This window comes from Isoptericola sp. F-RaC21 (genome assembly GCF_038593535.1).
Classification (GTDB): domain Bacteria; phylum Actinomycetota; class Actinomycetes; order Actinomycetales; family Cellulomonadaceae; genus Isoptericola.
The window spans coordinates 163,853-188,143 of the sequence record NZ_JBCFYX010000001.1 but is presented as its reverse complement, the minus strand read 5'-3'; the positions used below and the strand labels follow the sequence as shown (position 1 = coordinate 188,143).

Annotated in this window: 26 protein-coding genes; 14 read left to right on the top strand and 12 right to left on the bottom strand. The window is 72.4% G+C overall.

The window, feature by feature from the left end; genetic code table 11:
* Positions 1-91 precede the first annotated feature (91 nt).
* Positions 92-2,767, bottom strand: coding sequence for a right-handed parallel beta-helix repeat-containing protein (locus AAG589_RS00845; protein WP_430565359.1), 2,676 nt, complete (start codon positions 2,765-2,767; stop codon positions 92-94).
* Between the two features lie 144 nt (positions 2,768-2,911).
* Here AAG589_RS00845 and AAG589_RS00840 point away from each other — a divergent pair, with 144 nt between their 5' ends.
* Complete coding sequence (locus AAG589_RS00840) at positions 2,912-3,391, top strand: pyridoxamine 5'-phosphate oxidase family protein (protein WP_430565358.1); 480 nt, start codon at positions 2,912-2,914, stop codon at positions 3,389-3,391.
* Positions 3,392-3,407: 16 nt separating this feature from the next.
* Here AAG589_RS00840 and AAG589_RS00835 read toward each other — a convergent pair whose 3' ends face one another.
* Positions 3,408-3,989: a hypothetical protein gene (locus AAG589_RS00835; protein WP_430565357.1), complete on the bottom strand. Its 582-nt coding sequence runs from the start codon at positions 3,987-3,989 to the stop codon at positions 3,408-3,410.
* A gap of 104 nt (positions 3,990-4,093) precedes the next feature.
* Between AAG589_RS00835 and AAG589_RS00830 the strand changes: the two genes are divergently transcribed.
* The 3 genes from AAG589_RS00830 to AAG589_RS00820 all read left to right on the top strand — a co-directional run bounded on the left by AAG589_RS00830 (position 4,094) and on the right by AAG589_RS00820 (position 6,776).
* The gene (locus AAG589_RS00830; RefSeq protein ID WP_430565356.1) at positions 4,094-4,609 is read left to right on the top strand and encodes a GNAT family N-acetyltransferase; all 516 of its coding nucleotides are present in this window, start codon (positions 4,094-4,096) and stop codon (positions 4,607-4,609) included.
* 33 nt (positions 4,610-4,642) lie between these two features.
* Positions 4,643-5,254 (top strand): TetR/AcrR family transcriptional regulator, encoded by a 612-nt coding sequence (locus tag AAG589_RS00825; RefSeq protein ID WP_430565355.1) that lies wholly within the window; start codon positions 4,643-4,645, stop codon positions 5,252-5,254.
* 118 nt (positions 5,255-5,372) lie between these two features.
* The gene (locus tag AAG589_RS00820; RefSeq protein ID WP_430565354.1) at positions 5,373-6,776 is read left to right on the top strand and encodes an MFS transporter; all 1,404 of its coding nucleotides are present in this window, start codon (positions 5,373-5,375) and stop codon (positions 6,774-6,776) included.
* Positions 6,777-6,798: 22 nt separating this feature from the next.
* On the opposite strand, the gene AAG589_RS00815 is transcribed toward AAG589_RS00820, so the two are convergent.
* Positions 6,799-7,302: a pyridoxamine 5'-phosphate oxidase family protein gene (locus tag AAG589_RS00815; protein WP_430565353.1), complete on the bottom strand. Its 504-nt coding sequence runs from the start codon at positions 7,300-7,302 to the stop codon at positions 6,799-6,801.
* A 257-nt stretch (positions 7,303-7,559) separates the two neighbouring features.
* Between AAG589_RS00815 and AAG589_RS00810 the strand changes: the two genes are divergently transcribed.
* Positions 7,560-8,222: an SDR family NAD(P)-dependent oxidoreductase gene (locus tag AAG589_RS00810; RefSeq protein ID WP_430565352.1), complete on the top strand. Its 663-nt coding sequence runs from the start codon at positions 7,560-7,562 to the stop codon at positions 8,220-8,222.
* Positions 8,223-8,255: 33 nt separating this feature from the next.
* Here the strand turns inward: AAG589_RS00810 and AAG589_RS00805 are convergent, their stop codons facing one another.
* Entirely contained in the window at positions 8,256-9,104 is an 849-nt protein-coding gene (locus AAG589_RS00805) for a class I SAM-dependent methyltransferase (RefSeq protein ID WP_430565351.1), read from the bottom strand.
* Entirely contained in the window at positions 9,101-9,613 is a 513-nt protein-coding gene (locus AAG589_RS00800) for a YybH family protein (RefSeq protein WP_430565350.1), read from the bottom strand. Before AAG589_RS00800 ends, AAG589_RS00805 begins: the two co-directional genes overlap by 4 nt.
* A 314-nt stretch (positions 9,614-9,927) precedes the next feature.
* On the opposite strand from AAG589_RS00800, the gene AAG589_RS00795 reads away from it, so the two are divergent.
* Positions 9,928-10,551, top strand: a complete 624-nt coding sequence (locus tag AAG589_RS00795) for a CGNR zinc finger domain-containing protein (RefSeq protein WP_430565349.1) — start codon at positions 9,928-9,930, stop codon at positions 10,549-10,551.
* Between the two features lie 36 nt (positions 10,552-10,587).
* Here the strand turns inward: AAG589_RS00795 and AAG589_RS00790 are convergent, their stop codons facing one another.
* The gene (locus AAG589_RS00790) at positions 10,588-12,504 is read right to left on the bottom strand and encodes a GmrSD restriction endonuclease domain-containing protein (protein WP_430565348.1); all 1,917 of its coding nucleotides are present in this window, start codon (positions 12,502-12,504) and stop codon (positions 10,588-10,590) included.
* A gap of 390 nt (positions 12,505-12,894) precedes the next feature.
* Between AAG589_RS00790 and AAG589_RS00785 the strand changes: the two genes are divergently transcribed.
* The 4 genes from AAG589_RS00785 to AAG589_RS00770 all read left to right on the top strand — a co-directional run bounded on the left by AAG589_RS00785 (position 12,895) and on the right by AAG589_RS00770 (position 16,346).
* Positions 12,895-13,497 carry a DUF6318 family protein gene (locus AAG589_RS00785; protein ID WP_430565347.1) on the top strand — a complete coding sequence of 201 codons (603 nt, stop codon included), beginning with the start codon at positions 12,895-12,897 and terminating at the stop codon, positions 13,495-13,497.
* Between the two features lie 236 nt (positions 13,498-13,733).
* Complete coding sequence (locus tag AAG589_RS00780; RefSeq protein ID WP_430565346.1) at positions 13,734-14,513, top strand: hypothetical protein; 780 nt, start codon at positions 13,734-13,736, stop codon at positions 14,511-14,513.
* 297 nt (positions 14,514-14,810) lie between these two features.
* Positions 14,811-15,305: a hypothetical protein gene (locus tag AAG589_RS00775; RefSeq protein WP_430565345.1), complete on the top strand. Its 495-nt coding sequence runs from the start codon at positions 14,811-14,813 to the stop codon at positions 15,303-15,305.
* Positions 15,306-15,416: 111 nt separating this feature from the next.
* Positions 15,417-16,346, top strand: coding sequence for a D-isomer specific 2-hydroxyacid dehydrogenase family protein (locus AAG589_RS00770; RefSeq protein ID WP_430565344.1), 930 nt, complete (start codon positions 15,417-15,419; stop codon positions 16,344-16,346).
* Between the two features lie 22 nt (positions 16,347-16,368).
* Here AAG589_RS00770 and AAG589_RS00765 read toward each other — a convergent pair whose 3' ends face one another.
* Positions 16,369-16,530, bottom strand: coding sequence for a hypothetical protein (locus tag AAG589_RS00765; RefSeq protein ID WP_430565343.1), 162 nt, complete (start codon positions 16,528-16,530; stop codon positions 16,369-16,371).
* 139 nt (positions 16,531-16,669) lie between these two features.
* Positions 16,670-17,752, bottom strand: coding sequence for a zinc-binding alcohol dehydrogenase family protein (locus AAG589_RS00760; protein WP_430565342.1), 1,083 nt, complete (start codon positions 17,750-17,752; stop codon positions 16,670-16,672).
* A 130-nt stretch (positions 17,753-17,882) separates the two neighbouring features.
* Between AAG589_RS00760 and AAG589_RS00755 the strand changes: the two genes are divergently transcribed.
* Positions 17,883-18,788, top strand: a complete 906-nt coding sequence (locus AAG589_RS00755) for a LysR family transcriptional regulator (protein ID WP_430565341.1) — start codon at positions 17,883-17,885, stop codon at positions 18,786-18,788.
* 1 nt (position 18,789) lies between these two features.
* Here the strand turns inward: AAG589_RS00755 and AAG589_RS00750 are convergent, their stop codons facing one another.
* The 3 genes from AAG589_RS00750 to AAG589_RS00740 are packed head-to-tail and all read right to left on the bottom strand — an operon-like array spanning position 18,790 to position 21,459.
* Positions 18,790-19,617 (bottom strand): DUF6999 family protein, encoded by an 828-nt coding sequence (locus AAG589_RS00750; RefSeq protein ID WP_430565340.1) that lies wholly within the window; start codon positions 19,615-19,617, stop codon positions 18,790-18,792.
* 10 nt (positions 19,618-19,627) lie between these two features.
* On the bottom strand, positions 19,628-20,332 hold the full coding sequence (locus AAG589_RS00745; protein WP_430565339.1) for an iron-containing redox enzyme family protein: 705 nt from the start codon (positions 20,330-20,332) through the stop codon (positions 19,628-19,630).
* The gene (locus AAG589_RS00740) at positions 20,329-21,459 is read right to left on the bottom strand and encodes a 3-oxoacyl-[acyl-carrier-protein] synthase III C-terminal domain-containing protein (protein WP_430565338.1); all 1,131 of its coding nucleotides are present in this window, start codon (positions 21,457-21,459) and stop codon (positions 20,329-20,331) included. Before AAG589_RS00740 ends, AAG589_RS00745 begins: the two co-directional genes overlap by 4 nt.
* Before the next feature lie 205 nt (positions 21,460-21,664).
* Here AAG589_RS00740 and AAG589_RS00735 point away from each other — a divergent pair, with 205 nt between their 5' ends.
* Both AAG589_RS00735 and AAG589_RS00730 read left to right on the top strand, forming a co-directional pair.
* Positions 21,665-21,967, top strand: coding sequence for an FtsX-like permease family protein (locus AAG589_RS00735; protein ID WP_430565337.1), 303 nt, complete (start codon positions 21,665-21,667; stop codon positions 21,965-21,967).
* Between the two features lie 195 nt (positions 21,968-22,162).
* The gene (locus AAG589_RS00730) at positions 22,163-22,570 is read left to right on the top strand and encodes an ATP-binding cassette domain-containing protein (RefSeq protein ID WP_430565336.1); all 408 of its coding nucleotides are present in this window, start codon (positions 22,163-22,165) and stop codon (positions 22,568-22,570) included.
* 169 nt (positions 22,571-22,739) lie between these two features.
* On the opposite strand, the gene AAG589_RS00725 is transcribed toward AAG589_RS00730, so the two are convergent.
* Complete coding sequence (locus tag AAG589_RS00725; RefSeq protein WP_430565335.1) at positions 22,740-23,333, bottom strand: hypothetical protein; 594 nt, start codon at positions 23,331-23,333, stop codon at positions 22,740-22,742.
* Between the two features lie 386 nt (positions 23,334-23,719).
* Between AAG589_RS00725 and AAG589_RS00720 the strand changes: the two genes are divergently transcribed.
* Entirely contained in the window at positions 23,720-24,232 is a 513-nt protein-coding gene (locus AAG589_RS00720; RefSeq protein WP_430565334.1) for a hypothetical protein, read from the top strand.
* Positions 24,233-24,291 lie beyond the last annotated feature (59 nt).

Below are 24,291 nucleotides of genomic sequence, written 5' to 3'. Positions count from 1 at the left end.
CCTCGGCGCCCGGTCGTGACCACCCGTCACGGCCGGGCGCCGTCGCCTACCAGGCGGTCGACGACGTCCGCGGCGCCGTGGAGAGCGCGCGCTACCGCGACGTGCTGGTCTTCCTGACGTCCTGACCGGGTCGGCCGACGTCGTCGAACGAGACGAGCCGGTTCCAGGTCGCGACCCAGTCGCGGCCGAGCGTCCGCGCCACCTCGCCCCGGGGCGAGAACGTCAGCGTCGCCAGGTCGAGGCCTGCTGCCTCGACCGAGCCGGGCTTGCTGAGGTTCGTGTTGATCCGGTCGCTCCAGGTGTCCAGGCGGTAGGTGGCGTCGGGGTCCGAGAACGAGCTCTGGCCGAACTCGTACTCGCCGCCCCCGATGATCACCGAACGGTCGAGGACGTTGCGCGCCGGCACGTAGACCGAGTCCGGGTCCTCCCAGACCGTGGCACGGTCGCAGCCCTCCGCGACGCCGTAGTCCGCCGCCTGGCAGTCGACGCCGGTCGCCGCCACGCGCGGCACGTACCAGTCGTCGATCTCGGGGAAGACCATCGGCGTGCCGTCGGAGTACCGGGCCTTGCCGTCCGTGTAGTGCCGGTGCCAGCGGGCCACGTCCTCGGGCGTGGCGCTGTACTTCTCCCCCTCGCGGACGTCGAGGAAGGCGTTGAAGCGGCTCTGCACCACCCACCCGTTCGGCACCGGCAGGCCGGGCTCGCCGTTGCGGTGGTAGAGCTGGTCGTCGCCGGTGCGGTCGACGTCGACGAACACGTTGTCCGTGGCCGTGTTGCTGTGGCCGGACTGGAAGAACACGCCGGAGTGCGCGTCCTTCACCACGTTGTGGTGGAACCGCATGCCGGAGACGCCGTCGTCCATGTAGAACGCGTCGTTGGAGCCGCCGATCCGCTCGAAGAAGTTGTACGCCACCTCGTTGCCCAGGTAGGTGTAGTCGCGCCCGGTGTACACCACGCCCTGGTCGCCGGCGTTCGTCACGAGGTCGGCGAAGTAGTTGCCGTTGACCTTCATGTCGTTGCCCATGATCTGCACCGCCATGTGCGGCGCGTCGTGGACGGAGTTCTTCTCGAAGCTGTTCCCGACGCCGTAGAGGTAGCCGGCGGGCGTGTACGTCGCGAGCTGGGAGAAGCGGGCGATCTCGTTGTGCCGGGCCACGTTGTCGCCGCGCTCCAGGGTGCTGCGGTCGCCGCCGCCGAGCAGCACGCCGCCGCCGCCGAGGTCGTGGAGGTACGAGTTCTGCACGACGTTCGCGTGCCCGCCGCGCACCGTCTCGTAGTCGGGCAGCGCGGTGATCGACTCGGTGGTCTCGCCGATCCGGACGGCGTCCATGCTGACGTTCGAGATCTCCACGTCGTCGATCAGCGTCTGCTCGGCGTCGAGCAGCTGGACGCCGCTGACCAGCGAGTCGGACAGCCCGAGCCCGCGGATCGTCACGCCGGTGGTGCCCTCGAGGCGGAACAGGTTGTCGTCGAAGGCGCGCAGCATGATCTGCTTGCCCTCGACGGAGTCCCCGGCCGGCTTGAAGTACAGGACGTCGTTGTCGTCGTAGCGGTCGTCGTAGTACTCGCCCTCCGCGTCCAGCTCCGACAGCACGTTCACGGCCTTGACCTTCGTGTAGTCGTCGCGCGGCCAGTACATCGACGGGTACTTCGCGTACATCGTGGTGCCGCTCCACGAGAGCATCCGCACCATGTCGTTCGCGTAGTTGTTGCCGAGGTAGCCCGAGAGCCAGCCCTCGGTCTCGTACCGGGTGTTGTCGATGTCGTCGATCCACGCCGGGTCCGCCTGGACCGGGACGTCGGAGTACTCGCCGAACCCGCGCGTGCCACGGTCCTCGACCGTCGGCACGGCCTCCGGCGCCCACCTCTGGTACCGGTCGCCGTCGAGCAGGCGGCCGCCCACCTCGTACAGCGGCGGCGTCATCGCCCGCATCTCGTCCTGCGACCAGGTGTCGCGCTGCTCCGGGTCGGGCAGCTGCTGCTTCTTGTCCTCGAACTGCGCCCGCGGCGTCGTGCCGCTGCCGGCCCAGTCGCTCTCCTCGCCGAACCGCTCCACCAGGTCCGGCTGCGTGAGGTCGCCCTGCCCGTCGACCTTCCACTTGGCGCCGTTGCCGTACAGGTAGCAGCCGTCGTCGGCGCCGGTGCACCCGTCACCGTTGGGGTACTCGGCGAGCGTCTGCGTCTCGCCGTCCACGACGAGCTCCGGGGCGAACGGCTGCGGCAGCCAGTTGAACCCGTTCTTGTAGAGAGTGCCCGGGTCGACGCCGGCGGCACCCAGGTCGTAGACCCACACGCCGTCGCGCAGCCCGGGCGTGTCGAGACGGGCGTTCGACGAGAGCGCCGGGTCGGCCAGCTCGTCCGCGGTGAGGTCGGACAGCCGCTGCCAGCCGTCCGCCGGCAGCTCGTGCGCCCCCGTCACGCGGACGTCCTCGTCGCCGTACGCCTCGTACGTGACCCACGAGTTCGCCCGGCCCTCGAGGTCGATCGCGTCGTCGAGCACGTACTCGCCGCCGCGGATCTCGACCGTGCCCGGTCGGGCCGCGCTGGTGCGGCCGGCGAGCGCGTCGCGGCCGGCCTCGATCGTGCGCAGCGGCGCGTCCTTCGTTCCTGCCGCGGCGTCGTCACCGTCCGGCGCGACGTACACGACGGGCCCCCGGCCCGCCGCCGAGGCGAGCGGAGCCGCGACCGCTCCTCCCGCCGTCGTCGCCACCATGGCGGCGGTCGCGGCCGCCGCGGCCAGTCCCTTGAGCGTCCTGCCAGCATGCATGTGAGATCCCCAATGATCAGACATATGACATGTTCATAGTGGCGGAGCGTGGTGGACGCCCGCAAGGGGGCGATGCCGCGCCGATGTCGGCCCGCAGGTGTACACACGGAGTGGCACCGTCGCCCACGACGCAAGGAGACCCCCATGACGCCCCGTCCCGACGACCCGGCGCACGACGCCGAGCTCGCCCGCAGCGTCCTGGACGACGGCCGCTACCTGGTCCTCGCGTCGGCCGACGCCGACGGCAACCCGTGGGCCACCCCCGTCTGGTTCGCCCGCGAGGGTCGCGAGCTCGTGTGGGTCTCCCGCCTCGGCACGCGGCACTCGGCCAACGTCGCGGGGCGGTCCACGGTGGGCATCGTGATCTTCGAGACCCCCGTGCCTGTCGACGGGCGGCCGCGCGCGGTCTACGCCGAGGCCACGGCCGGCGAGGTGCCGGAGGCCGACCGCGACCGCTGTCTCGCGATCTTCGACCGCCGCTCCCGCGCCGAGGGCATGAGCCCGTGGACCCTGGACCGGGTGGTCGCGCCCGCCGAGCTGCGCCTCTTCCACGCCGTCGTGTCGCGGTTCTTCGTGCTCGAGCCCGACCGTGACGTCCGGCGCGAGGTCGAGCTCGACCTGTAGCCGTGCGGCGACCACGTCACGCGGTCAGCACCAGCACCCCGAGCAGGACGGCGAGGAGCACGTCGAGCACCATGCAGAACTCGGCCAGTGTCAGGCTGACCACCCGGCGGGTGCGGTGGTGGTAGAGGTCCCAGCCGGCGTGCGCGAGCAGCCCGACGGCCACCACCAGCCCGCCCACGGTCGGGTCCGCCCGGACGGCGAGCAGCGCCGCCGCGGCGAGCACGAGCATGGCCGCGGCCTGCAGCGGCAGCGACCAGGCCGGCCGGCCGCGACCGGCCACCAGTCCGACGACCGCCAGCACGACGGCGAGGCCGAGCATCCACGGCACCGGGTCGAGGTCGGTGAGCTTGGCGGCGCCGATCAGCACGAAGGTCACGCCGAACGCGGGCCACGCGGCGCCCGGCCGGCCGAGCGCCGCGGCCGCCAGGTAGACGAACCCGGAGGCGGCGAGCACGGGCGCGACGTCGCGCGCGTCGGCGAGCCCGTACATCGTGCCCGCGGCGACGAGCACGCCCAGGGCCGCGGGCCACACCTTGCTGAAGGTCGACCGCCGGGCACCCCCGGCCGTCGTCGTGCCGGACACCTGATCCTGGGCCATGGTCTTCTCGCTCTCGTGCGTGCGAACCGCGTGAGGTGAACCGCTGACGATCGAGCGAGATAAACTGTACACACCTGTTCGAGTTAGCGGAAGGGTGAACGACGATGCCGCAGACCACCGCACCCCCGACCGGCCACGCAGAGCCCGTCGAGCTCCGTCCCGCGACGCGCGACGACGCGGCCGCCGTCGCGCGGATCTGGCGGGAGGGCTGGGCGGACGCGCACCTGGGCCACGTGCCCGACGCGCTCGCGGCGGCACGCACCCCGGGCTCGTTCGCGGAGCGCGCCCGCGAGCGCGTCGCGGACACGACCGTCGCGGCGCGCCGGGGCGTCGTCGTCGGGTTCGTCATGGTCGCCGGCGACGAGGTGGACCAGCTCTACGTCGACCGCACCGCACGCGGGGGCGACGTCGGCGGCGCGCTGCTGCGTCACGCCGAGGCCTCGATCCGGGCCGTCGGCCACGAGCGGGCCTGGCTCGCCGTCGCGACGGGGAACGCGGCCGGCCGCCTCTTCTACGCGCGGCAGGGCTGGGTCGACGAGGGCCGGTTCGCGCACCGGGCGCCCGTGCCCGATGGCGACGTCGAGGTGGACTGCCATCGGTTCGTGAGCCCGGCCCGTTAACCTGGACATCCCTGTACAACCTTGGAGGAGCCCGTGGCCACGACACCCGCGCAGACGACGGAGACGACGGCCAGGGGCGGCCGGGACCGGGCCAAGCGCGCCGACGCCGTCCGCAACGTCGAGGCGATCGTGGCCGCGGCCACCCGGGTGCTGGCGGCGGATCCCGACGCGAGCATCAACGACATCGCCAAGGCCGCGGGCGTCGGGCGGGTCACGCTCTACGGGCACTTCGACTCGCGGGCGACACTCGTGCGGGAGGTGGTCGACCGGGCCATGGCCCAGACCGACGCGGCACTGGCCGACCTGGACCTCGACGGCGACCCGCGCGCCGCGCTCGGCCGGCTGCTCGAGACGACCTGGCACCTCACGCACCGGTTCGGCGCGATCGTGATCGCCGGGACCCAGGTGCTGCCGCCTGAGGAGCTGCGGCGCGCCCACGAGGGCCCGATGTCGCGGACGCGCAGCGTGCTGGAGCGCGGGCGCGCAGCGGGCGAGCTGCGCGCCGACATGCCGCTGGAATGGCAGCTCAGCGTGATCCAGGCGATCATCCACGGCGCCTCCGCCGCGGTGCACCGCGGCGAGATCACCGCGGACGAGGCCCCGGCGCTCGTGCGTGACACCGCCCTCGCCGCCCTGACCGCCTGACTCGGGCGCTCCGGAAAGTCACCCGCACGTTCCTCTTGTCGAACATGCCTGTTCGAGTTAATTTACTCGAACAGGCATGTTCGACTTATTCGTGCTCGACTCATCGAGGGACCGTGCCATGACCACTCCGGAGAAGAACGACCGGGAGACCTCCACCCCCGCACAGCAGACCCAGGACCCCACGCCCGACCCCCGGCGCTGGCGCGTCCTCGCGCTGCTCGGCGTCGCCCAGCTCATGCTCATCGTCGACGTCACGGTCGTCGCGATCGCGCTCCCCGAGATGGGCGCGGACCTCGGCCTCGACCGCTCGGGGCTGACCTGGGTGGCCAGCGTCTACGCCCTCGTCTTCGGCGGCCTGATGCTGCTCGGCGGCAAGGCCGCCGACGTCGTCGGACCCCGGCGCGTCGTGCTCGCCGGCCTCGCGCTGTTCACGCTCGCCTCGCTGCTGGCGGGGCTGGCGGGCTCCGCGGAGCTGCTGCTGGTGGCCCGCGGGCTGCAGGGCGTCGGCGCCGCGGCGATGTCACCCGCCGCGCTGTCGGTCATCGTCCGCACGTTCAGCGGGCCCGAGCTGTCGCGCGCCCTCGGCGTCTGGTCCGCGCTCGGCGGCGCGGGCGCCGCCGTCGGCGTCCTGGTGGGCGGAGTCCTCACGTCGGGGCCGGGCTGGCCGTGGGTGTTCTTCGTCAACGTCCCCGTCGGGGCGCTGCTGCTCCTGGCCCTGTTCCGGTGGGTGCGGCCGTGGCCCGGCTCGGGCGGCCGGCTCGACGTGCTCGGCGCCGCGCTCGCCACGCTCTCGACCGCCGCCGTCGTGTACGGGCTGGTCACCGCCGGCGACGACGGCTGGCTCAGCGCCCCGACGCTGGTCGCCCTGCTCGTGGGCATCGCCGGCTACGCGCTGCTGGCGCGGCACCTGCGCTCGTCCGCCACGCCCCTCGTGGACCCGGCGCTGCTGACCCGGCGGCCGGTGCTGCGCGGGCTCGGGCTGATCTTCGTCGCCACGGCGCTGATGATCTCGGTGTTCTTCCTCGGCTCGTTCACGCTGCAGCAGCTGCACGGCTTCAGCCCGCTGGACACGGGGCTGACGTTCCTGCCCGTCGCCGTCGGCACGGTCCTCGGCTCGACGGTGGCCGGGCGCGTCCTCCCCCGCCTCGGCGTGCGCGCCGTGTCCGTCGCCGGGCTGCTCGTCGCCGCCGTCGGGCTGGCCGCGGCCGCCGGGATCTTCTCGATGACGGTGCTGGTGGCCGGCATCACCGTCGCCGGCTTCGGCGTCGGTGCCGTGTTCGTCGCGGCCTCCGCGAGCCTCTTCTCCGCCGCGCGGCCGCACGAGGCCGGCGTCGCCTCCGGCGCGCTCAGCACGTTCCACGAGTTCGGCGCCGCGACGGGCGTGTCCGCGGTGTCCAGCGTCGCCGCCGCCGCCCTGGTGGCGCCGGCGTTCGACACCTTCGCCACCGGGTACTGGTTCGCCGCCGCCGTCGCGCTCGTCGCCGCGCTGGCATCGCTCGCCCCGGCGCGGCCCGCCGCGTGACGCCCGGGTCGCTCCGGGACGTCTACCGGCCGGTGGCGCGGGCCGCCTGCTGCGCGGCGAGCTCCTGCAAGAACGCCGGGATCCGGCCGGTGCCGAAGTCGTAATACCGCGCCCAGCGGGGCGTGATCGCGATGCGCGCCATCCGGTCGTACAACTCGCGGCAGGCCCGTTCGAACTCCTCCGCGGCGGCGCCGTCCATGCCCTTGCGGGAGGCGGCGAGGTACTCCTCGACGACGCCGTCGACGATCGTCACCTCGGCCCGCCCGCGCACCGACAGCTGGTGGGCGCCCGCGGGCCCGTCGCTCGCGTCGATCGTCAGGGCGACGTCGGGGTGCGCCCGCAGTGCGGCGACCTTCGGCGCCGTGGCCGCCGTCGCGACCACGACCTGCCCGCCCGTCCAGAGGAAGCCCGCGGGGACGACCCGCGGCGTGCCGTCCAGCGCCGTGTAGGCGAGGTGCAGCGCCGACGGGGAGTCGAGCAGCTCCCTCGCGTCCGCCAGCTCGCTGTCGATGTCCTGCTGGTCCATCACGGTGTCCCTCCGTCGGTGGCGGCGCCGGTCGCTGCCTCGCCCCGGGGACGGAGCGGGCCACGCCATCTCGACATCCGCGCGCTCCCGACATCGAACCGCAGCGGCGCGCTCCGCGCCCGGTGGCATGCCGGGAGTCGCGGGGGTGCCCTGGCGGTACACCTCATGGCAGGGACTCGCCCGTGCGCGTCCGGGGGCGTTGACTGAGACCGAGCGGCGCCGGTCCGGGCGCCGACCGCCACGTGGGAGGGAATCACATGACGACGCTCGCCATCATCGGCGCCGGCCCCGGGCTGGGGCTGTCCGTCGCACGCCGCTTCGGCCGCGAGGGCTTCTCCGTCGCGCTCGTCGCCCGGGACGCCGCGAAGCTGGAGCGCCTCGCGTCAGGCCTGCGCGACGACGGCGTCACCGCCGCCGGGTTCGTCGCCGACGCCCGCGACCGCGGCGCGCTGACCGCGGCCCTCGACCGGGCGGCCGCCGAGCTCGGCCCCGTCGAGGTGCTCCAGTACAGCCCCGTGCCCGCGCGCGAGTTCATGAAGCCCACGCTCGAGACCACCGCCGACGACCTCGTCGGACCGCTCGAGATGTCCGTGCTCGGCCCCGCCGCCGCCGTCCAGCACGTGCTGCCCGGCATGCGCGAGCTCGGCCGCGGCACCGTGCTGTTCCCCAACGGAGGCAGCGCCGTCCGGCCGCGGGACGCCGTCACCGGCACGTCCGTCGCGTTCGCCGCCGAGAGCGCCTACGCCCGGCTGCTGCACGACGCGCTGGCGCCGGAGGGCATCCACGTCGCGCAGCTGATCATCCCGCTCGGCATCGGTGGCGGGGAGCCCGACCACGATCCCGACGCCCTCGCCCAGCGGCTGTGGGAGCTGCACACGGGTCGCGGCGAGTTCCGCACCTTCGTGCGGCCGCTGGACTGACGCCGCCGCGGCGGCGCGCCGTCGTCCCGGCGGTCAGTGCCGCGCCGCCGGGCGGCGGCCCCAGGTGGAGACGAACTCGTAGGACCAGGCGCTGAACCCCGGGTCCGACATCAGGTCGCCGAAACGCCGGAGCTCGGCGTCCGTGACGCCCTCCGCCCGCAGCGGCCCCTCGATCTGCGAGACCAGGCTGCCGTAGTACTGGAGCGCCGGCGAGCCGCCGCGGGCGGTGAAGACGTCCTCCAGGCCGTGGACGTCCTCCAGCCCGGCGTCTCGCATGTGCCGGCCCACCTCGCGCGCCCACCCGATGTCGATCCCGGCGGCGCGGGTCACGCGGGTCGTGCCGACCTCGAGCACGTGGTCGAACACCGCGCCGTCGTCAGGGTCGGCCGACAGCGAGGTGAAGGGGACCCGGTCGGAGATGTCCGTGACGACCAACCACCCGCCGGGCGCCAGCGCATCCACCAGCCGGCGGAGGATCTCCGCGCGCCGTGCCACGTGCATGAGGAGCAGCCGGGCGTGGATGACGTCGAACGGGCCGTCCACGGGCAGGCCGTCGTCGACGTCGTGCCGGTGGACGGTCACGCCCGGGCCGGGATCGAGGTGCGTGACGTCGATGTCGACGGCGTCGACCGTCCCCGTCGGGCCTGCCCGCCCCGACAGCCAGCGGGCCACCGACCCGTTGCCCGCGCCCAGCTCCAGGCAGCGCCAGCCCTCGCTCACGCCGACGTCGTCGAGGATGCCCCTCGTCGTGCCGTCGAGCATGCGCGAGAGGCAGTCCACCTGCACCTGGCCGGCGTCCGACGCCGTGTCGAACAGGTAGTCGGTAGCGACCGCGCCTGTCGTGAACGGGTATCTCGTGATCGTCGCGGGCTGCGTGGTCATGGGACGTTCCTCTCGTCGTCTCCGTCGATCTCGTTGATGTCGTTGATGTTGATGTCGTTGATGTCGTTGATTCCGGTGTCGTCCGGGAAGGCAGTGGTCACCAGCGGGTCGGCGTGCATGTGCACGATCCGCCACCCGGCGCCGGTGCGGCGGTACACCTTGGTGACGCGGCGCTCGCGGACCACCCGCTCCCCACCCGACGGTCGGGAGTGGATCTCCTCGACGTGCACCGTGTACGCCATGTCGCCGTGCACGTGCTCGTCGAGCTGGTCGAGCCGCTGGTAGACGCCGTTGCCGTACGTGACGGCCACGGCCGCCAGGCGGTCGCGCACCTGGTCCCAGCCGCGCGCCACTCCCCCGAACGCCCCGAGCAGCGAGACGCCCGGGGTGTGGTCCCACAGCCGCTGGAAGTCGTGCGGGTCGCCCGCCACCAGCGCGGCCAGCGCCGACCGCTGCGCGGCCTGGAATTCGGCCCACTCGGCGACCTGCCCCTCGGTCCGCGTCACCATCAGGCCCTGCCGAGGACCCACGGGGCCCCGCAGAGGCCCTGGCGGAGGACGCGCAAGGCGACCCAGCGCCCCTCGGCGAAGTCGCCGGTGCCGTCCGGGGTCTCGAGTACGCACGCTGCCGTGCCGATCCGCCGCCTCGTGCTCACCGTCATCGTCGTCATCGTCTGGACCCATCGTCGTCGATTCCGAGCGCCCGCCCCGGGCGCTCGCCGATGCACTGGTAGCCATCCACGCCACCACAGCACGTCTAATACGTCAAGACCCTTGCTACCCATTAGTCACACGCCAACGAGGGAGCGCCTACCATCAGTGGTGTGACATCGACCGAACCGCTGACCCGGCGCATCGCCAGGGTGCTGCTCGACGAGCCGCTGCCGATCGACCTGGTCAACACGCACATGTACCTCGCCGAGACCTGGGTCGACCTCCTCGACAGTCGCGACGACCGCGACGAGTGGCTGCGCACCATCGCCCCGCGGCTCGACGCCGACGGCCGCGAGACCGCCACCCTCACCGACGACGCCGCAGCCGCGCTGAAGGGCGTCCGCGAGCACGCCGCGGCCGCCATCGAGCCCGCACGCCACGGCAAGCGGCCGCCAGCACGCGCGCTGGCCGGGCTCAACGACGCCCTGCGCGCGGCACCGGTGACCACGCACGCGCGGTGGGGCGGCAGTTCCGTGGTGACGAGAGCGCGTCGGGACGGCAACCCGGCCGAGCGCCTCGCGGCCGCCTTCGCCGACGCCACCGTCCAGCTCCTCAGCGGGCCCGACATCGTCGACGTCCGCCGCTGCGACGCCCCCGCCTGCGTGATGCTGTTCCTGCCCCGCAACCCCCGGCGCCGCTGGTGCACGCCCGACGTCTGCGGCAACCGCGCCCGCGTCGCTCGGTACTACCTGCGGCACAAGTCGGAGAACGGCGACGCCGCGTCACCACGCTGACCGGGCGACGCGCTCCGGGCGCCGTCGAGGCCGCGCCTATTCGCAGCCCGTGCCGTCGCCGTCGCGGTCGAGGTGGCTGCCGTAGCCCGGATCGCCCGAGTGCACCGGCGCCGCGCCGGCAGCGCGGGCCGCGGAACAGTTCTCGTAGTAGACGGAGCCGCCGCCGGAGCCGACGGAGTCGCCGCCGGAGCTGGAAGACGAGGACGACGACGAGGACTTCTCGGTCGCCTTCTTCGTGGTGTCGTCGCCCTGGTGCGCGACGACGGCGACGGCGGGCGCGAGGCCACCCTTCGGCAACCGCTCGTCGGGGCACGTGGCGAGGATGCGCTCCATGGCGTCCTTCTCGGCCCTGGTGACCCACAGCTTGTAGGTCTTCTTCACCGCGATCTGTCGCGCGACGTACTGGCATCGGAACGCCTTGTTCCGTGGCAGCCAGGTCGCGGCGTCGCCGTCGCCCTTCTGCATGTTGGCGGGGCCGTCGACCGCGAGCAGGTTGAGCGGGTCGTTCGCGAACGACCGGCGGTCGTCGGCGCTGATCTGCTGGGCACCCTTCTGCCAGGCGTCCGAGAGCGCGACGACATGGTCGATCTGGACGGCTGTGCTGGTCGTCTGCCCGCGCTGGAACGCGATGGAGGTCGCGGTGTACGGGTCGGCAAGGGTGCCCGTGAGCACGAGGCACCGGTGGGTGCCGGGCTTGAAGGTCTCGTCGACCAGGTCGCGCGCCAGGATGTCGTTGCGCGTGTCGCAGCCGTTGCGGTCGACGTCGGACCAGGCAGCACCGAACAGCTCGCGGTCGTATCCGGTCTTCGGGGCACGGCCCTTGACCTTGAGGTCCGCGAGCGCCGCCAGCGCGGTGCCCTTGCCGGCCTTGATCCGCACGGCCTGGTCGTCGTCGCCGTCGCCCGCCCCGGCCAGGACGGCTGCCGCCGGAAGGTCCTTCTGGGGCCTACGAGGCTCAGCAGACGCCGTCGCCTCCGGCGTCGGGGTCTCGGCCTCGGGCTCGGTGGCGGCCGCGGCGGAGTCCTCGGTCGGCTGCTCCTTCACCGTCTGCTCGTCGGCCGACCGCGCCGCGACCGACGGAGCGGCGGACTGCGCGACGCTCGCCTGCTCGGGTGCGGTGCCGATCGCCACGCCCGTGACCCCGGTCGACACGACCAGCACGCCCGCCACCGACGCCGCCGCCCATGCGACGACCTTGCGGGGCAGCCGTGGCGGGGCGGGGTGCTCGGCCGCGGCCGAGGCGACGGCGTCCGCCTCCGCGAGCCTCCCCCGCACGTACGCCGGGTAGGAGGCCGCCTCCTGCACGGTGCACCGGGCGCGGTTCGCCGCCCAGTCGACCGTCGCCCGCGCGACCTCAGCCGTCTCGGCGGGGAACGCCATCCCGCACACCATCTGGCGGGTCGAGACGGCGACGTGCACGGTGTCACCGTCGTGCCTGATCCCCGTGACGGCGTCCCACCGCCACACCTTCGACCTCGACGGGCCGAGGAACCGCGCGCCCCGGTCCGTGACGACCAGGTCCCCCACCTCGATCCGCGTCGGCACCCTGGCCCCGTTGCGCGACCGCGGCTCGACCAGGGCCACGCCCGGGAACTGGATCAGCGCACGCTCCGTCGCCGGGATCCTCGCGTCCGCGTTACCGCGCTCGTTCCCCTCCATGACGGCCAGCGCGCGCAGCGCCGCACGCCTGTCGAACGGCGGCACCACGGGCGCCCTGTTCGCGCGGCGGACCAGCCCCCGCTGCAGGGCCCAGCCGACGAGCGCGAGGAACAGCAGCTCGAACGTCCACCCCAGTGCCGAGCGCGGGCCGGACGGGGACGCCGCGCCCATCGCCTCGGCCAGCGACGCCCCGATCGTGTAGGGCAGCGTCACGGCGAACAGGAGCAGGACGATCAACAGGAGCACCCCGAAGACGGCCGCGCCGCTGGAGCTCTGGTTCGAACCTCGTGCCATCGTGCTGCTTCTCCTGTGCTGGGGTGTCCGGATCGGGTGGTGCTCATCGTGGTGGGCCGACGCGCCTGCCGGAACGCTCGACGGAACGATTCACCCGCGCTCCCCGACGAACTCACCCGAGGACGGAGGGCGCTCGTCGCGGCGGCGACGGTCGACGTCTCGCCAGGTAGACTTTTGGCGACGTCGACCAGCGATCCGTCATTTATTTTCCAGTCACCACGGCGCCGGATCCATTTGACGTCCGACACGACGCTCGGTCACCTCGCGGTGTCAGGTGCGCCCGGCGAAGCCGTGACCTGCACCGACGCCGTCGTCCACAGACACCCGGGCAACTGTCTGACGTTCTGCTCTACAGTGACGCCGACGTCACCGCCGACAGGGAGCCCCGTCATGACCCGAAGCCGGGCCATTCTCGCCGCCACCTCCATCGCCGCTGCCGCCGCGCTCCTCGTCGCCGGCTGCGACGACGACCCGCCAGCGACACCGTCACCCGAGCCCAGCGCCAGCAGCACCGGCTCCGACGCCTCGCCGTCCGCGTCGCCCAGCGCCAGCTCCGTGGTCGTCGCGCCCGAGCGCCCCAAGGCCATGGACGACGACGGGCCCGCCGGCGCCGAAGCCGCGGCCGTGTACTTCCTCGAGCTCGACCCGTACATCATGGGAACCGGCGACACCACCGAGTACAAGGCGATGTCGCTCAAGAGTTGCGAGTTCTGCGCCAACAGGCTGGACCAAGCTAAGGAACTTTCAGATGAAAACCTGACGTGGGATGGAGGAACCGTCACGGCAGAGGTCACGCACACCTATGAGCAAGACGCCGTCACGGGTATCTGGCCAATCGACATTGATGCGGTCATCTCCGCCGTATCGGTAACCGACCCTTCGGGCGATGAGGTATTCGCGGATCCACAGACTCGCACTAAGTACCGAGTTGAGATCGCCAAAGCCAAGGGTAAGTGGCAGGTCGTTGGCGTCGCGGATCAACCGAAGTCATGATTGCCATCCAAACCGGTCTCGCTGCCGCAATTGCAATTGTTGTGGCGTTTTCTAGTTCAATCGAGAGCTCAACTCGGGCACCGTCGGCTAGTACGGAACCGCCCGTATCGATCGCCGGAGCGGCCGACGATGGGCGCGATTCGATCGGGACGGAAGGCATTGGCAGCGCTTGGAAGCAAGGATCGGGTGGTCGCGAACCCGCCGACGACGGCAAGCCGAAGGACCGCTACGCCCGTATGGACGCGGTGACTTGCGCGACGCTGGGCGAGAGCATCGATGCCATCAGCGGGTTCGTCACCGCACCCGGCGCGTGCCCCGAGGGCAAGGACGTCGCCGAGATCACGATGGAGTGCGACGATGGTGAGTACGCCCTCGACGCGCTCTGGGTCCAGCGCGTCCAGGACGACGGCACCTACGGCGACCCGGAGCAGGTCACGGACGACGAGTGCATCACGCCCGCCGACATCGCCGCCGAGGCGCAGCGGGAGTTCAAGTCGATGAAGATCCGAGCACCCGAGGCGACGGTGCAGGGCAACCCGCCAATGGTGGTCAACGTCCACTACCCCGCCTACACGACGGCCACGACGCAGGACCGCACGGTCTCGCTCCTGGGCGTCCCGGTCGTCATCCGCGCGGAGCCCACCGAGTACACGTGGGACTTCGACGACCCGTACTCCCCCGGCGGCAGCACGCTGATGACCACCGACCCCGGCCGCCCGTGGCACGAGGGCGACCCGACCCCGGACACGAGCTGGGTCGGGCACACCTACAGCCGCCTCGGCACACCCGGTCAGGACGCGGGCACCGCCGTCGATGACAAGGGCAACGCCTACCGCACCGGCGTCGCCGTCTCGCTCACCACGACGTGGCAGGGCCGCTTCCGCGTCCAGGGCACCAGCACGTGGACCGACATCGCCGGCACCATCTCGACCACCAGCACCACCGACCCCACGACCGTCACGGAGGCCCGCACCCGCCTGGTCTGCGAGGACCTCGGGGGCGCCGCAACCTGCTGAGCTCTGGCCGTCGAGGTCGATGCGACGCCCGAGGTCGATACGACGGCGCCGAGCCCCCGCGCCGGTGCCCCGGTGCGCCCTGCTCAGCTCGCGGGAAGAACGCGCGGCTGATCACGAGTAGCACGTCATCGGATCCCTTCTCGGCCGTGACGGGCTCGCCCCGCAGCGGCTCGTCTAGTGGACGAGTCTCGGCCGCCGACTCCTCGTCGGATTCGCCGGTGCGCTGCTCGACCGGGGCGAAGTGGCCCGCGGAGTATCCCTTCGCCCAGGTCGGGCCGCCCTGCCAGACTCCCGGACATGACATCCGACGACAGCCGGGACGACGTGCCCGGCACGACCCCCTTCCTCCGCACCGCGCGGGTGCTGCGTGTCACGGAGGAGACGTGCGATGTCTGGAGCGACGGTGCCGTCGCCGCCGTCGCGTTCGCCCCGACCGTGCCCGTGCCGCGCACCGAACGGGTCTCCCCCGGCCACCTCGTCGCGATCGCCGGGCGCGATGCCGGGCCCGACGTCGTGGTGTGGCGGTGGTACGACGCCGTCGTCCTCGGCGAGGAGGCCGACGGGTCGGTGCGCCTGTGGGAGCCGGCGCACGGCGAGGTCCTCGCACGCCGGCGGCCCGGCTGTCGCCGCCTCGACCCGGGCGTGCGCGCCTACACTTCGGCCGGGTTGCCCGGCGCGGACTGGTGGGTGGCGTCGGCCGTCGGTGCGGGCGACGTCGCCCCGTCTGTCGACCTCGAGGAGGTCGCCGAGTTCTACGCGAGCAACGACCTCTGGACGGCGGCTCTCGGGTGAGGCGGCGCGGTCACACCGCGGGCAGCTCGGCACGTCGGCCGGCGGATGGTCAAAGATGTCGAGGGTGCTGGGCGCGAGGTCCGCACCAGAGGTGAAGGTGAGGCCGAACTGATGATGAGCGAGCTGTCCCCCGGCGTGAGCGTCGCCCGCCAAGGCCCCGCATGGGTGGCGGAGGCCGTAGCGGCGGCCGACGCCAGGCTGGTCCCGACCGGGCCGGAGACGGCGGGGCTGCTCTGGTTCGGCGGCGACCTCGCCGACCTGCGGGCGGCGCTGGCGTCCGCGCCGGGAACCCGCTGGGTCCAGCTCCCGTCGGCCGGGGTCGACTCCTACGCCGACGCCGGGCTGCTCGAGGCGCCCGGCATCACCTGGACCTCCGCGAAGGGCTCCTTCGCGCGGCCGGTGGCCGAGCACGCCCTCGCGCTGACCCTGGCGACGCTGCGACACCTGCCGGAGCGCGCCCGTGCCCGGTCGTGGGGCAGGTCCGCCGGGACGTCGCTGTTCGGCGCCCGCGTGCTCGTCCTCGGCGCCGGCGGCATCGCCCGCACGTACCTCGACCTCCTGGCGCCGTTCGGCACGCGCAACGTCGTCGTCCGTCGTCGGGCAGAGCCCGTGCCCGGCGCGGAGCGCACCGTCACCACCGAGCACCTGACGGCCGAGCTCGCCCGGGCCGACGTCGTCATGGTCGCCGCGGCGCTGACGACGCAGACCCGCGCGCTGCTGGGCGCCGCCGAGCTCGCCGTCATGAAGCCCGGCGCCGTGCTAGTCAACATCGCGCGCGGTGGGCTCGTCGACACCGACGCCCTCGTGGCGGCGCTCGACTCCGGCCACCTGGGCGGCGCGGCGCTCGACGTCACCGACCCGGAGCCCCTGCCCGACGGCCACCCGCTGTGGGACCTGCCCACCGCGCTGATCACCCCGCACACCGCGGACACCGCGGAGATGGTCGAGCCGTTGCTGCGCGCGCGGGTCGAGGAGAACCTCGGCCGGTTCGTCGCGGGCCGGCCGCTCGACGCCGTCGTCGACCCGGTCGCCGGGTACTGACGTGACCCCGTGAGCGACGACGTCACCTGGCCGTCGCGGCCATCACCACGACCTGGACGGCGGCGCCCGCGGCTCCGGTCGGCGGCATCAGCGCGTCGGCCACGTTCCAGGCGGCGTGCAGCAGCACCGCGGACACGACCCCGCCCCGCAGCCGCTCGGCCAGGAACAGCGCGACGTCGAGCATCCACTGGATCCACGAGAGCGCGCGACGGTCAGGGCTCCGAACGAGGCCCGGTCGCCCCCGGGGCTGACGAGAGATGGCTCCACCGTCGTGGCCCCGCGCCGGGCTCGGCCATGAGGCCGGCCTCCGACGGGCCCGATGGTTACCCCACCGGCGGCCGGGAGGGCTGTCGGCCCGCCGCTCCGCCCGGAACGAGCACGGTCCGGTCGAACGCGCCGCCGTGGTCCGCCGCGAAAGCGACGGCGTCGTTCACGTCGTCGAGCCCGAAGGTCGTGACCATCTCGGGAGCCAGGTCCAGGGCGCCGGAGGCGATCAGGCGGATCATCGCGACGTTGTCCGCGCGGCCGGAGAGCCACTGCCCACGCACCGTCACCGAGTTCCGCATGAGCCAGGGGTAGGGCAGGGCGAGGTCGGGACCGCCGAGCATGCCCACCCCGCCCATGAGCACCACCCGGCCGTGCTCCCGCACGGTCATCGCCGCCGTGCGGACGACCGTGCTGGGCGCCCAGGGCGGCAGCAGATCGATCACGACGTCGACCGGATGGTCGGCGGCCGCGACGATCGCCACCCGGTCGGCGTCCTCGTCCCCCGTCAGGACGACGGGTCGCACCCGGTCGCCGAACCGAGCGACCAGCGCGTCCAGCGCGGCCCGGTTCCGGCCCGGGGTCACGACCTGCGCCGCCCCCATCGCGAGCGCGACGGCGACCGCCGCGCCGCCGAGGTTCCCGGACGCGCCGCTGACCACGACGGTCTCGCCGGCCTCGAGGCCGGCGGCGTGCAGCCCGCCGTACGGGACGAGGTGCACCGTGAGGGCGGCCCAGCGCGCCGGGTCCTGGGCGGCGGCCTCGGGCAGGGGGTAGACGTTCTCGGTGGGCACGCGCATCAGCTCCGCGAACGCGCCGTCGTGCAGGTGCTCGGCGAGCCTGGCTCCGCCCTCGCCGCGCGAGCTCAGCCCCTGCAGCGCGATGTCGGGGGTCCGGGCGTCGTCGCGCGACCGCACCGTCGGGTCGCACCAGACGAGGTCGCCGGGACGCAGCCGGGTCGCGTCGCGCCCGACGGTCACGACGCGTGCGACGGCGCCGGCCCCCGGCACGACCGGCGGCACCAACGGGTACCGGCGTCGGCCGCTGAACACCTCGGCCGTGTACGGCAGGATGCACGTCGCCAGCACCCGCACCAGCACCTCGCCGCCGTGCGCCACCGGGTCGTCCTGCTCACGGACCACGAGGGGACTTCCGAACCGTTCCAAGACTGCTGCTCGCACATCGTTCCTTCCGTGGGGTCCCGTGCGACGCTAGCGACCGCCCGGCCATGCGTGAAGCGACAGTTGAGCAGCATGGGTATGCTCCGGCCGCATGGACGTGACCACGGTCGGGCTGCGCACGCTCCGCGAGGTGGCGGAGACCGGCAGCTTCAGCGCCGCGGCGCAGCGGCTGGGGTACACGCAGTCGGCGGTGTCACGCCAGGCCGCGGCGCTCGAGCGCGCCGCCGCCGCCGACCTGTTCGAGCGCGGCCACGACGGCGTCAGGCTGACGAGCGCCGGGCTGGTCCTGCTCGGCCGGGCCCGGTTGGCCCTCGACGCGCTCGATGCCGCGGCCGGCGAGCTCGCGGGGCGGCCGGCGGCCGTGGAGCAGGTGCGGCTCGGGGTCTACGTCAGCGGCGGGTTCGACCTGCTGCCCGAGGTGCTCGCCCGCCTCGCCGACACGGACCCGCTCGTCGGCGTCACGTCCCGGGAGGGCACGACGCCGGCGCTGGCGCGGGCGCTGCGGTCCGGGTCGCTCGACGTCGCCGTCCTGACCTCGCGCCCCCCACACCGCTCCCCCGACGACGAGGCTCCTCCGCTGCACGTCGAGACGATCGACGAGGGCGAGCTGCGCGTCGCGGTGGCGCGCACCGGACGGTTCGCGGGGCGGGACGCCGTGCACGCCGACGAGCTCGCCGACGTCGACTGGATCGCGAGCCCGTCGCGGGCGGGCGAGCCGCTCCTCGGCGTCTGGCCCGGCCTGTCCGGACCCCCGCGCGTCACCCACAGCGTGCGCGACTGGCTCACGAAGCTGCGCCTCGTCGCCGCCGGCCACGGTGTCACCACGGTCGGGTCTCCCGTCGCCGCGCAGCTCGTGCCCGACGTCGCGCTCGTCCGCGTCGAGGGTGTGCCGCCGGAGGTCCGCCGCCGCGTGGTGGCGCGGCTGCCCGGCCGGCCCTCCCCCGCCGTCCAGGCCGTGTGCGCCGCGCTGCGTGCGACCGGCGCCTCGGCCGTCTGACCTACTCCCCCTCGGTCCGCTCCTGGGCGATCGAGACCAGGTGGGCGTGCGCGTACTCGCACACCAGCGCGTGCCGGTAGACGAGCTGCGGGACGTCCACGTTGGTGTCCATCCACAGGCTCAGGGCACCCATCTTCCAGTGCTCGAACGTCTCGTCGTCGGTCAGCACGGCGAGGATGCTCAGGAAGGAGTCGTCGAAGCGCAGCGAGTGGATCGCGCGGCGGAACTCCTCGAGGCTCAGTGCGATGCAGAACGGGATGTTCATCAGGCACAGGGCGGTCTGGATGTCGAGGTTCAGCAGCCGGCGACGACGGCGTTCGGGGTCGATGGCCGGCACGTCGAGCTGGGCGAAGTTCAGGCGCTCGGGCGCGGCGATGTCCACCCCCTCCAGCGCGATGAGCACGTCGTAGACGTTGACGTCGTGCTCGACCACCGCGTTGTCGCCCAGCCCGGACAGCGTCGTCGGCCGCAGCGTGACCGGCTCCATGGCGGCCGGGGTGTTGCGGAGGATGAAGTTCACGAGGTTCGTCTCCACCACGAAGTGGCGGATCAGCAGCTCGACGGCGTCCGGCGCCACGAAGCGGCGCAGGAACCACAGGCACAGCGCGTCCATCGTGGTCAGCGACATCCACCGGCGCGGCACTGCCCGCTTCACCACCGAGAGCACCGCCACCAGCACGCGGGAGACGATCCGCGCCACCGGGTACAGCAGCCGCCGGGAGGGCCGCTGCTGGTCCTCGATGATCATCCGCACCAGCGGCTTGTCGAGCGGGACGGAGGGGTCGGCGTAGATCGCCTCCCACATGCTCGGGTCGGACCTCACAGCCACGGCGGCGCCCTCAGATCTCGTCGAGCTCGGTCAGCTGCATGACGTAGAGCCGGGCCACCACCCGCGCGCAGGTGACGATGGCGTCGGCCGCGTCGTCGTCGATCCGGTCGGACGTGAGGATGGCGTCCAGCGTGCCGGTGTGCTCGGTGTCGGCGTCCTGGTGGTAGGCCATGAAGTGCACCTGGTTGTCCGCCAGCCCGAGCACCTCCTGGAACCGCCGGGCCCACGCCCCCGCCTTCTGCGCGCCGAGGCCCTCGATGATGAACATCGCGCCGAGGCACCCGACCGGGTTCGGCCGGCTCGCCTCGTGGAACATGTACCCCGACAACGCCTGCGAGCCAAGGTTCTTCCGGCCCGCGCGCAGCGCCTCGAGGGAGCCGCCGACGGCGACGTAGTCGCGCTCCAGGAGCAGGTGGTCGCGGTGCTCCTCCAGCGCGTGCGAGATGGCCGCCGAGCGCAGGTCGAAGTGGTCCACGTCGAAGTTGGACGCCGCCCGCGCGATCCACAGCGACCCGTCCACCACCTGCTGGCGCAGGTTGTGCAGCAGGCGCTGGTAGTCCGCCACCGTCACGTCGCCGTCGTCGAGCGCCCGCAGGATCGGGACGTCGGCCAGCCGGGCCTCGAAGTCCGTCCAGACGTCGGCGAGCCGGGCGAGCAGCCCGGACGTGCGGTCCGGCTGGGGCGGGCGGTAGCCCTCGACGGTCTCTGTCGTCATTTCGTGCTCCTTCGCGGTTCGACGACGGTCAGGTGGGCGAAGCCGAACGAGAACCGTCCGGACTCGGGAACGGCGAGGAGGATCGTGTCCCCCGGCGCGAAGCGCCCGGTGCGCCAGGCCTCCTCCAGCGCGATGAAGATGCTCGCGGCGCCGGTGTTGCCGCAGGTCTCCAGGTTGGAGAACCAGCGGCTCGTGTCCATGCCGGGGACGCGCGCGCTGAGCGCGTCGAACACGACGTCGCGGAAGGCGTTGGTGCTGTAGTGGCACAGCACGTGGTCGAGCTTCTTCAGGTCTACCAGGCCGCGGTCCACGAGCTCCTCGAACTGCGCCAGCCCGGCCGCGGCGAGCTCGTCGAGCACCGCCGTCTCCTGCCGGATCTGCAGCAGCCCCGCCTTCTCGGCGGTGGCGACGTCGTCGTAGTCCTGCCAGGTGCGGCCCGCGACGGCGGTGGGCCCGTCGAGGCCGGCGCGCATACAGACCTCGTGCTCGTGCGCGAGCGAGACCTGCCGCACCCAGTCCACCCGCAGCGACGGCCGATCCGGTCGCGGCTGGAACTCCACGATGGCCGCGCCCGCGCCGTCGGACAGCATCCACCGCAGGAAGTGCGCGTCCAGATGGTCCTCGACGCCCTCGAAGCGCCTCTGGTGCAGCCACCGGCTGGACAGCTCCGACCCCACCACCGCCGCCCGCGGGTGGTCGCCCAGCCGCACCTTGCTCACCGCCGCGTCGAGCGCGGCGATGCTCGACGCGCACACGCCGCTCGCCGTCAGCACCTGCATCGGGCCGCCGCCGAGGCGCCCATGCACCATCGACGCGAAACCCGGCACCAGCAGGTCGCCCTGCGTCGTGGCGCAGGCGAGCATGCCCAGGTCGGCGGCGGTGATCCCCCGGTCGGCCAGCGCGTCCTCGATCGCGTGGACGGCGAGCTCCTCGTTCAGCTCCGTGGTGCGGCCCTCGTCGTCCAGCGCGTAGTAGCGCTGCCGGATGCCGTTGGCGCGCTGGATGCGGGCCCGCAGACCGTCCGTGCGCTTGTCGACGCCGCCGAGGCGCCTGGCCACGTCGTCGTTGGACACCGGCTCGCCGGGGAGATACCGGCCCAGGCCGGTCACGTACGCGGTCGCTGGCATGGGGGTATTCAGCCACACCTCCGCACTCACGTCGCGGGGACGCACCAGTCGGCTCGGTGCGAATTCCCGCGACGTCTTCGCGACATCGCAGCGCCTCACAGCATCCCGCGCTCGCGGGCGACGGCGGCCGCCTCGGTGCGCGACGGCGTGCCGAGCGGGCGGTCCTGCTGGTGATCTCCGCTCTGGTGATGGCGCGCCCTTCACCGTGTGGACCATTAGCCGCACCGGCGACATCGCGACGCTCAAGGCGCTCGGCGCCTCGACCCGGTGCCTGCTGCGCGATGCACTCGGGCAGGCGGCGGTGCTGCTGGTGGGCGGCGTCGCCGTCGGCGCCAGGCTGTCCGCGGCGGCCGCAGCGCTGCTGCCCGACGCCGTCCCCGTCGTCGTCACCACCGCCACCACGCTGCTGCCCGCCGCGGGCCTCGTGCTGCTCGGCCTGGTGGGCGCCGGCGTCTCCGTCACACGCATCACCCGCATCGACCCGCACGCGGCGCTCTCTGCTCGCTGACCTGCTCGCTGACCCTGCCCGCTGACCTTCCGGAAGGAACTGCTGTGGACCTGCACCTGGAGCACATCACCCTCGTCTACCCCGACGGCGACGGCACCCTCACCGCCGTCGACGACGTCGACCTCGCCGTCCCCGCGGGGACCACCACTGCCCTGCTCGGCCCGTCGGGGGCCCGGCAGGTCCAGCCTCCTGGCCGTGGCGGCCGGCCTGACCCGGCCGACACGCGGCACTGTCCGCATCGGCGGCGACGCCGTCTTCACGTCCGACACCACGGTGGCGCAGGCGACCCGCGTGCGGCTCGAGCGCATCGGTATGGTGCTCCAGTCGCCGCAGCTGTTCGGATCGCTGATCGCCATGGAGCAGCTGGAGCTGCACGCCCATGAGCGCGGGCGCCAGCCATCCAGCGTGCGCGGGCGGGCCATGCATCTGCGCGACCCCGTCGGCATGGCCAACCACGCGCACAAGCGGCCCGCGCAGCTGTCCGGCGGCCAGCGACAGCCGTGGCAATCGCACAGGCATTGGTCGGTCGGCCCGAGGTGCTGCTGGTCGACGAGCCCACGTCCGCTCTGGATCACGAGCGCAGCACGCAGGTGGTGGAACTGATCACCCGGCTGGCGCGGGAGATGTCGGTGGCCACGCTGCTGGTGTCGCACGACGCCTCGACGCTCTCCTCCGTCGACACCGCGGTGCGATTGATCGACGGCGCGCAAGCGTCCGTCCGGGGCGCCCACCGCAAACCAGAGTCACGATCGATAGCTGCGGGATTGCGAGTTCAGAGCTCTCCCTCAACTGAGCCCTCATCGCCCCCAAACGCGGCGAACAGTTCGTCGTAGGTGATCACGATTTCACTTTCGAAGGTGCGGGAGGGGTCGAGCGCGACACCCCTCTGCGCGAACAGTCGCAGCGCTCGAATCGAGTTTGGCTCACTGTCAGCGGATACATCAGACGCTTCAGCCAGGAGCAGATTCATGCGCGCCCGCTCGACTTGAGCATCAAGATATTTGGCCCACGGTGCAAGTATCGCATACAGTGGCCTAGTAGTGAACACGCAGGACTCAATGAACTTGCGATGCCTTTCATAGCTCTGCAGATTGCCCTTTGACTCACCGCTGGCAATGCGCTTCAGGCGCTTCTCTGCAGCCTTGCGAAGGGTCTCATTCTCCCCATTGAGTCGCCGTTGCCAACTTTCCATAACTTGTGCATCTAGACGTTCGAACGCATTGCGTCGCTCGGCGTCAGTATGGAAAGCGAGTAGTGTGGGCGCGAGAATGGACGTCGCGAAATGATTCCTTTCGCCGATAAATTCCATTACTGATATCTCGGCATTCTCGCGAAGGTACATCACGGCTGCAGGCGTGTTCGGCACGTAAGCATCTGCAACGTACCCAAGGCGTTCTTGTGACACTTGCGATGTGTCCCGGTCCAGCACCCAACATGGGCGAACGTCCCCCGGATGAGGCCGCTCACCCGGGCGGTAGCTGGGAGCTGTGACAACCGCGTAGGGGACGTCAGTTCGCATGTCGACTCGCTTCACATACCCAATGTAGACACGCGAACAAGAAGGGGCGAGTGCTGAAGGATCCATAGCCAGCACTCGCGTAGACGTCACAGCGGCAGTCGGCCTCCTCGCGCATCCCTCACGCCACCAGCCCCTTGCAGCTTCGCAAGCGCGATCGTCGCAAGGTTCAGGCCGCCTCACAGAGAGGCGATGGATTGCTCGCCGGCGGCGTCGCCGCCTGGCAAAGTAGGCGTATGCCCTCCTACCTCCTCGTTATCGGCGACCGCGAGGCCCTCGGCTGGATCCTGAGCGCCGAGCGGATGGCGTTCCCGACCGCATCTCGCCGGGAGGTGGCCGCGCTCGACGTGGGAGACCACCTCTTCCTCTACACGACGCGCGGCGCGTACAAGAACCCGACGCGGGACCGCGGTCGCGTCATCGGCGCTGCAACTGTCCGTACACAGGTCGAGCGTCTGGCAGAGCCAGTCCGGTTCGGCGACCGCGAGTTCCCGGTCGGTTGCGAACTAAGCTTCGGGCCGCTCGCACCCTGGGGTGCAGGCGTCGAGTTGCACTCCCTCGTGCCCAGGCTCGAGTCGTTTCTTGGTGTCGAGGCCGCCTGGTCCACGCGGCTCCGCCGCCCCCTCGTGCACCTCCCCGAGCGTGACGCCGAACTCCTCTGGAAGGAACTCACCCCGCACGTCTCGACTTCAACCGACCTCGATCCGTACACGCGCTGGTACCGAGCCCGAACCAAGACAACGGCCTGAGGCATGCCACTTGACGATCGGCCCCGAGCGCCCACGATCGGTAGCATTCTCACGGGCAC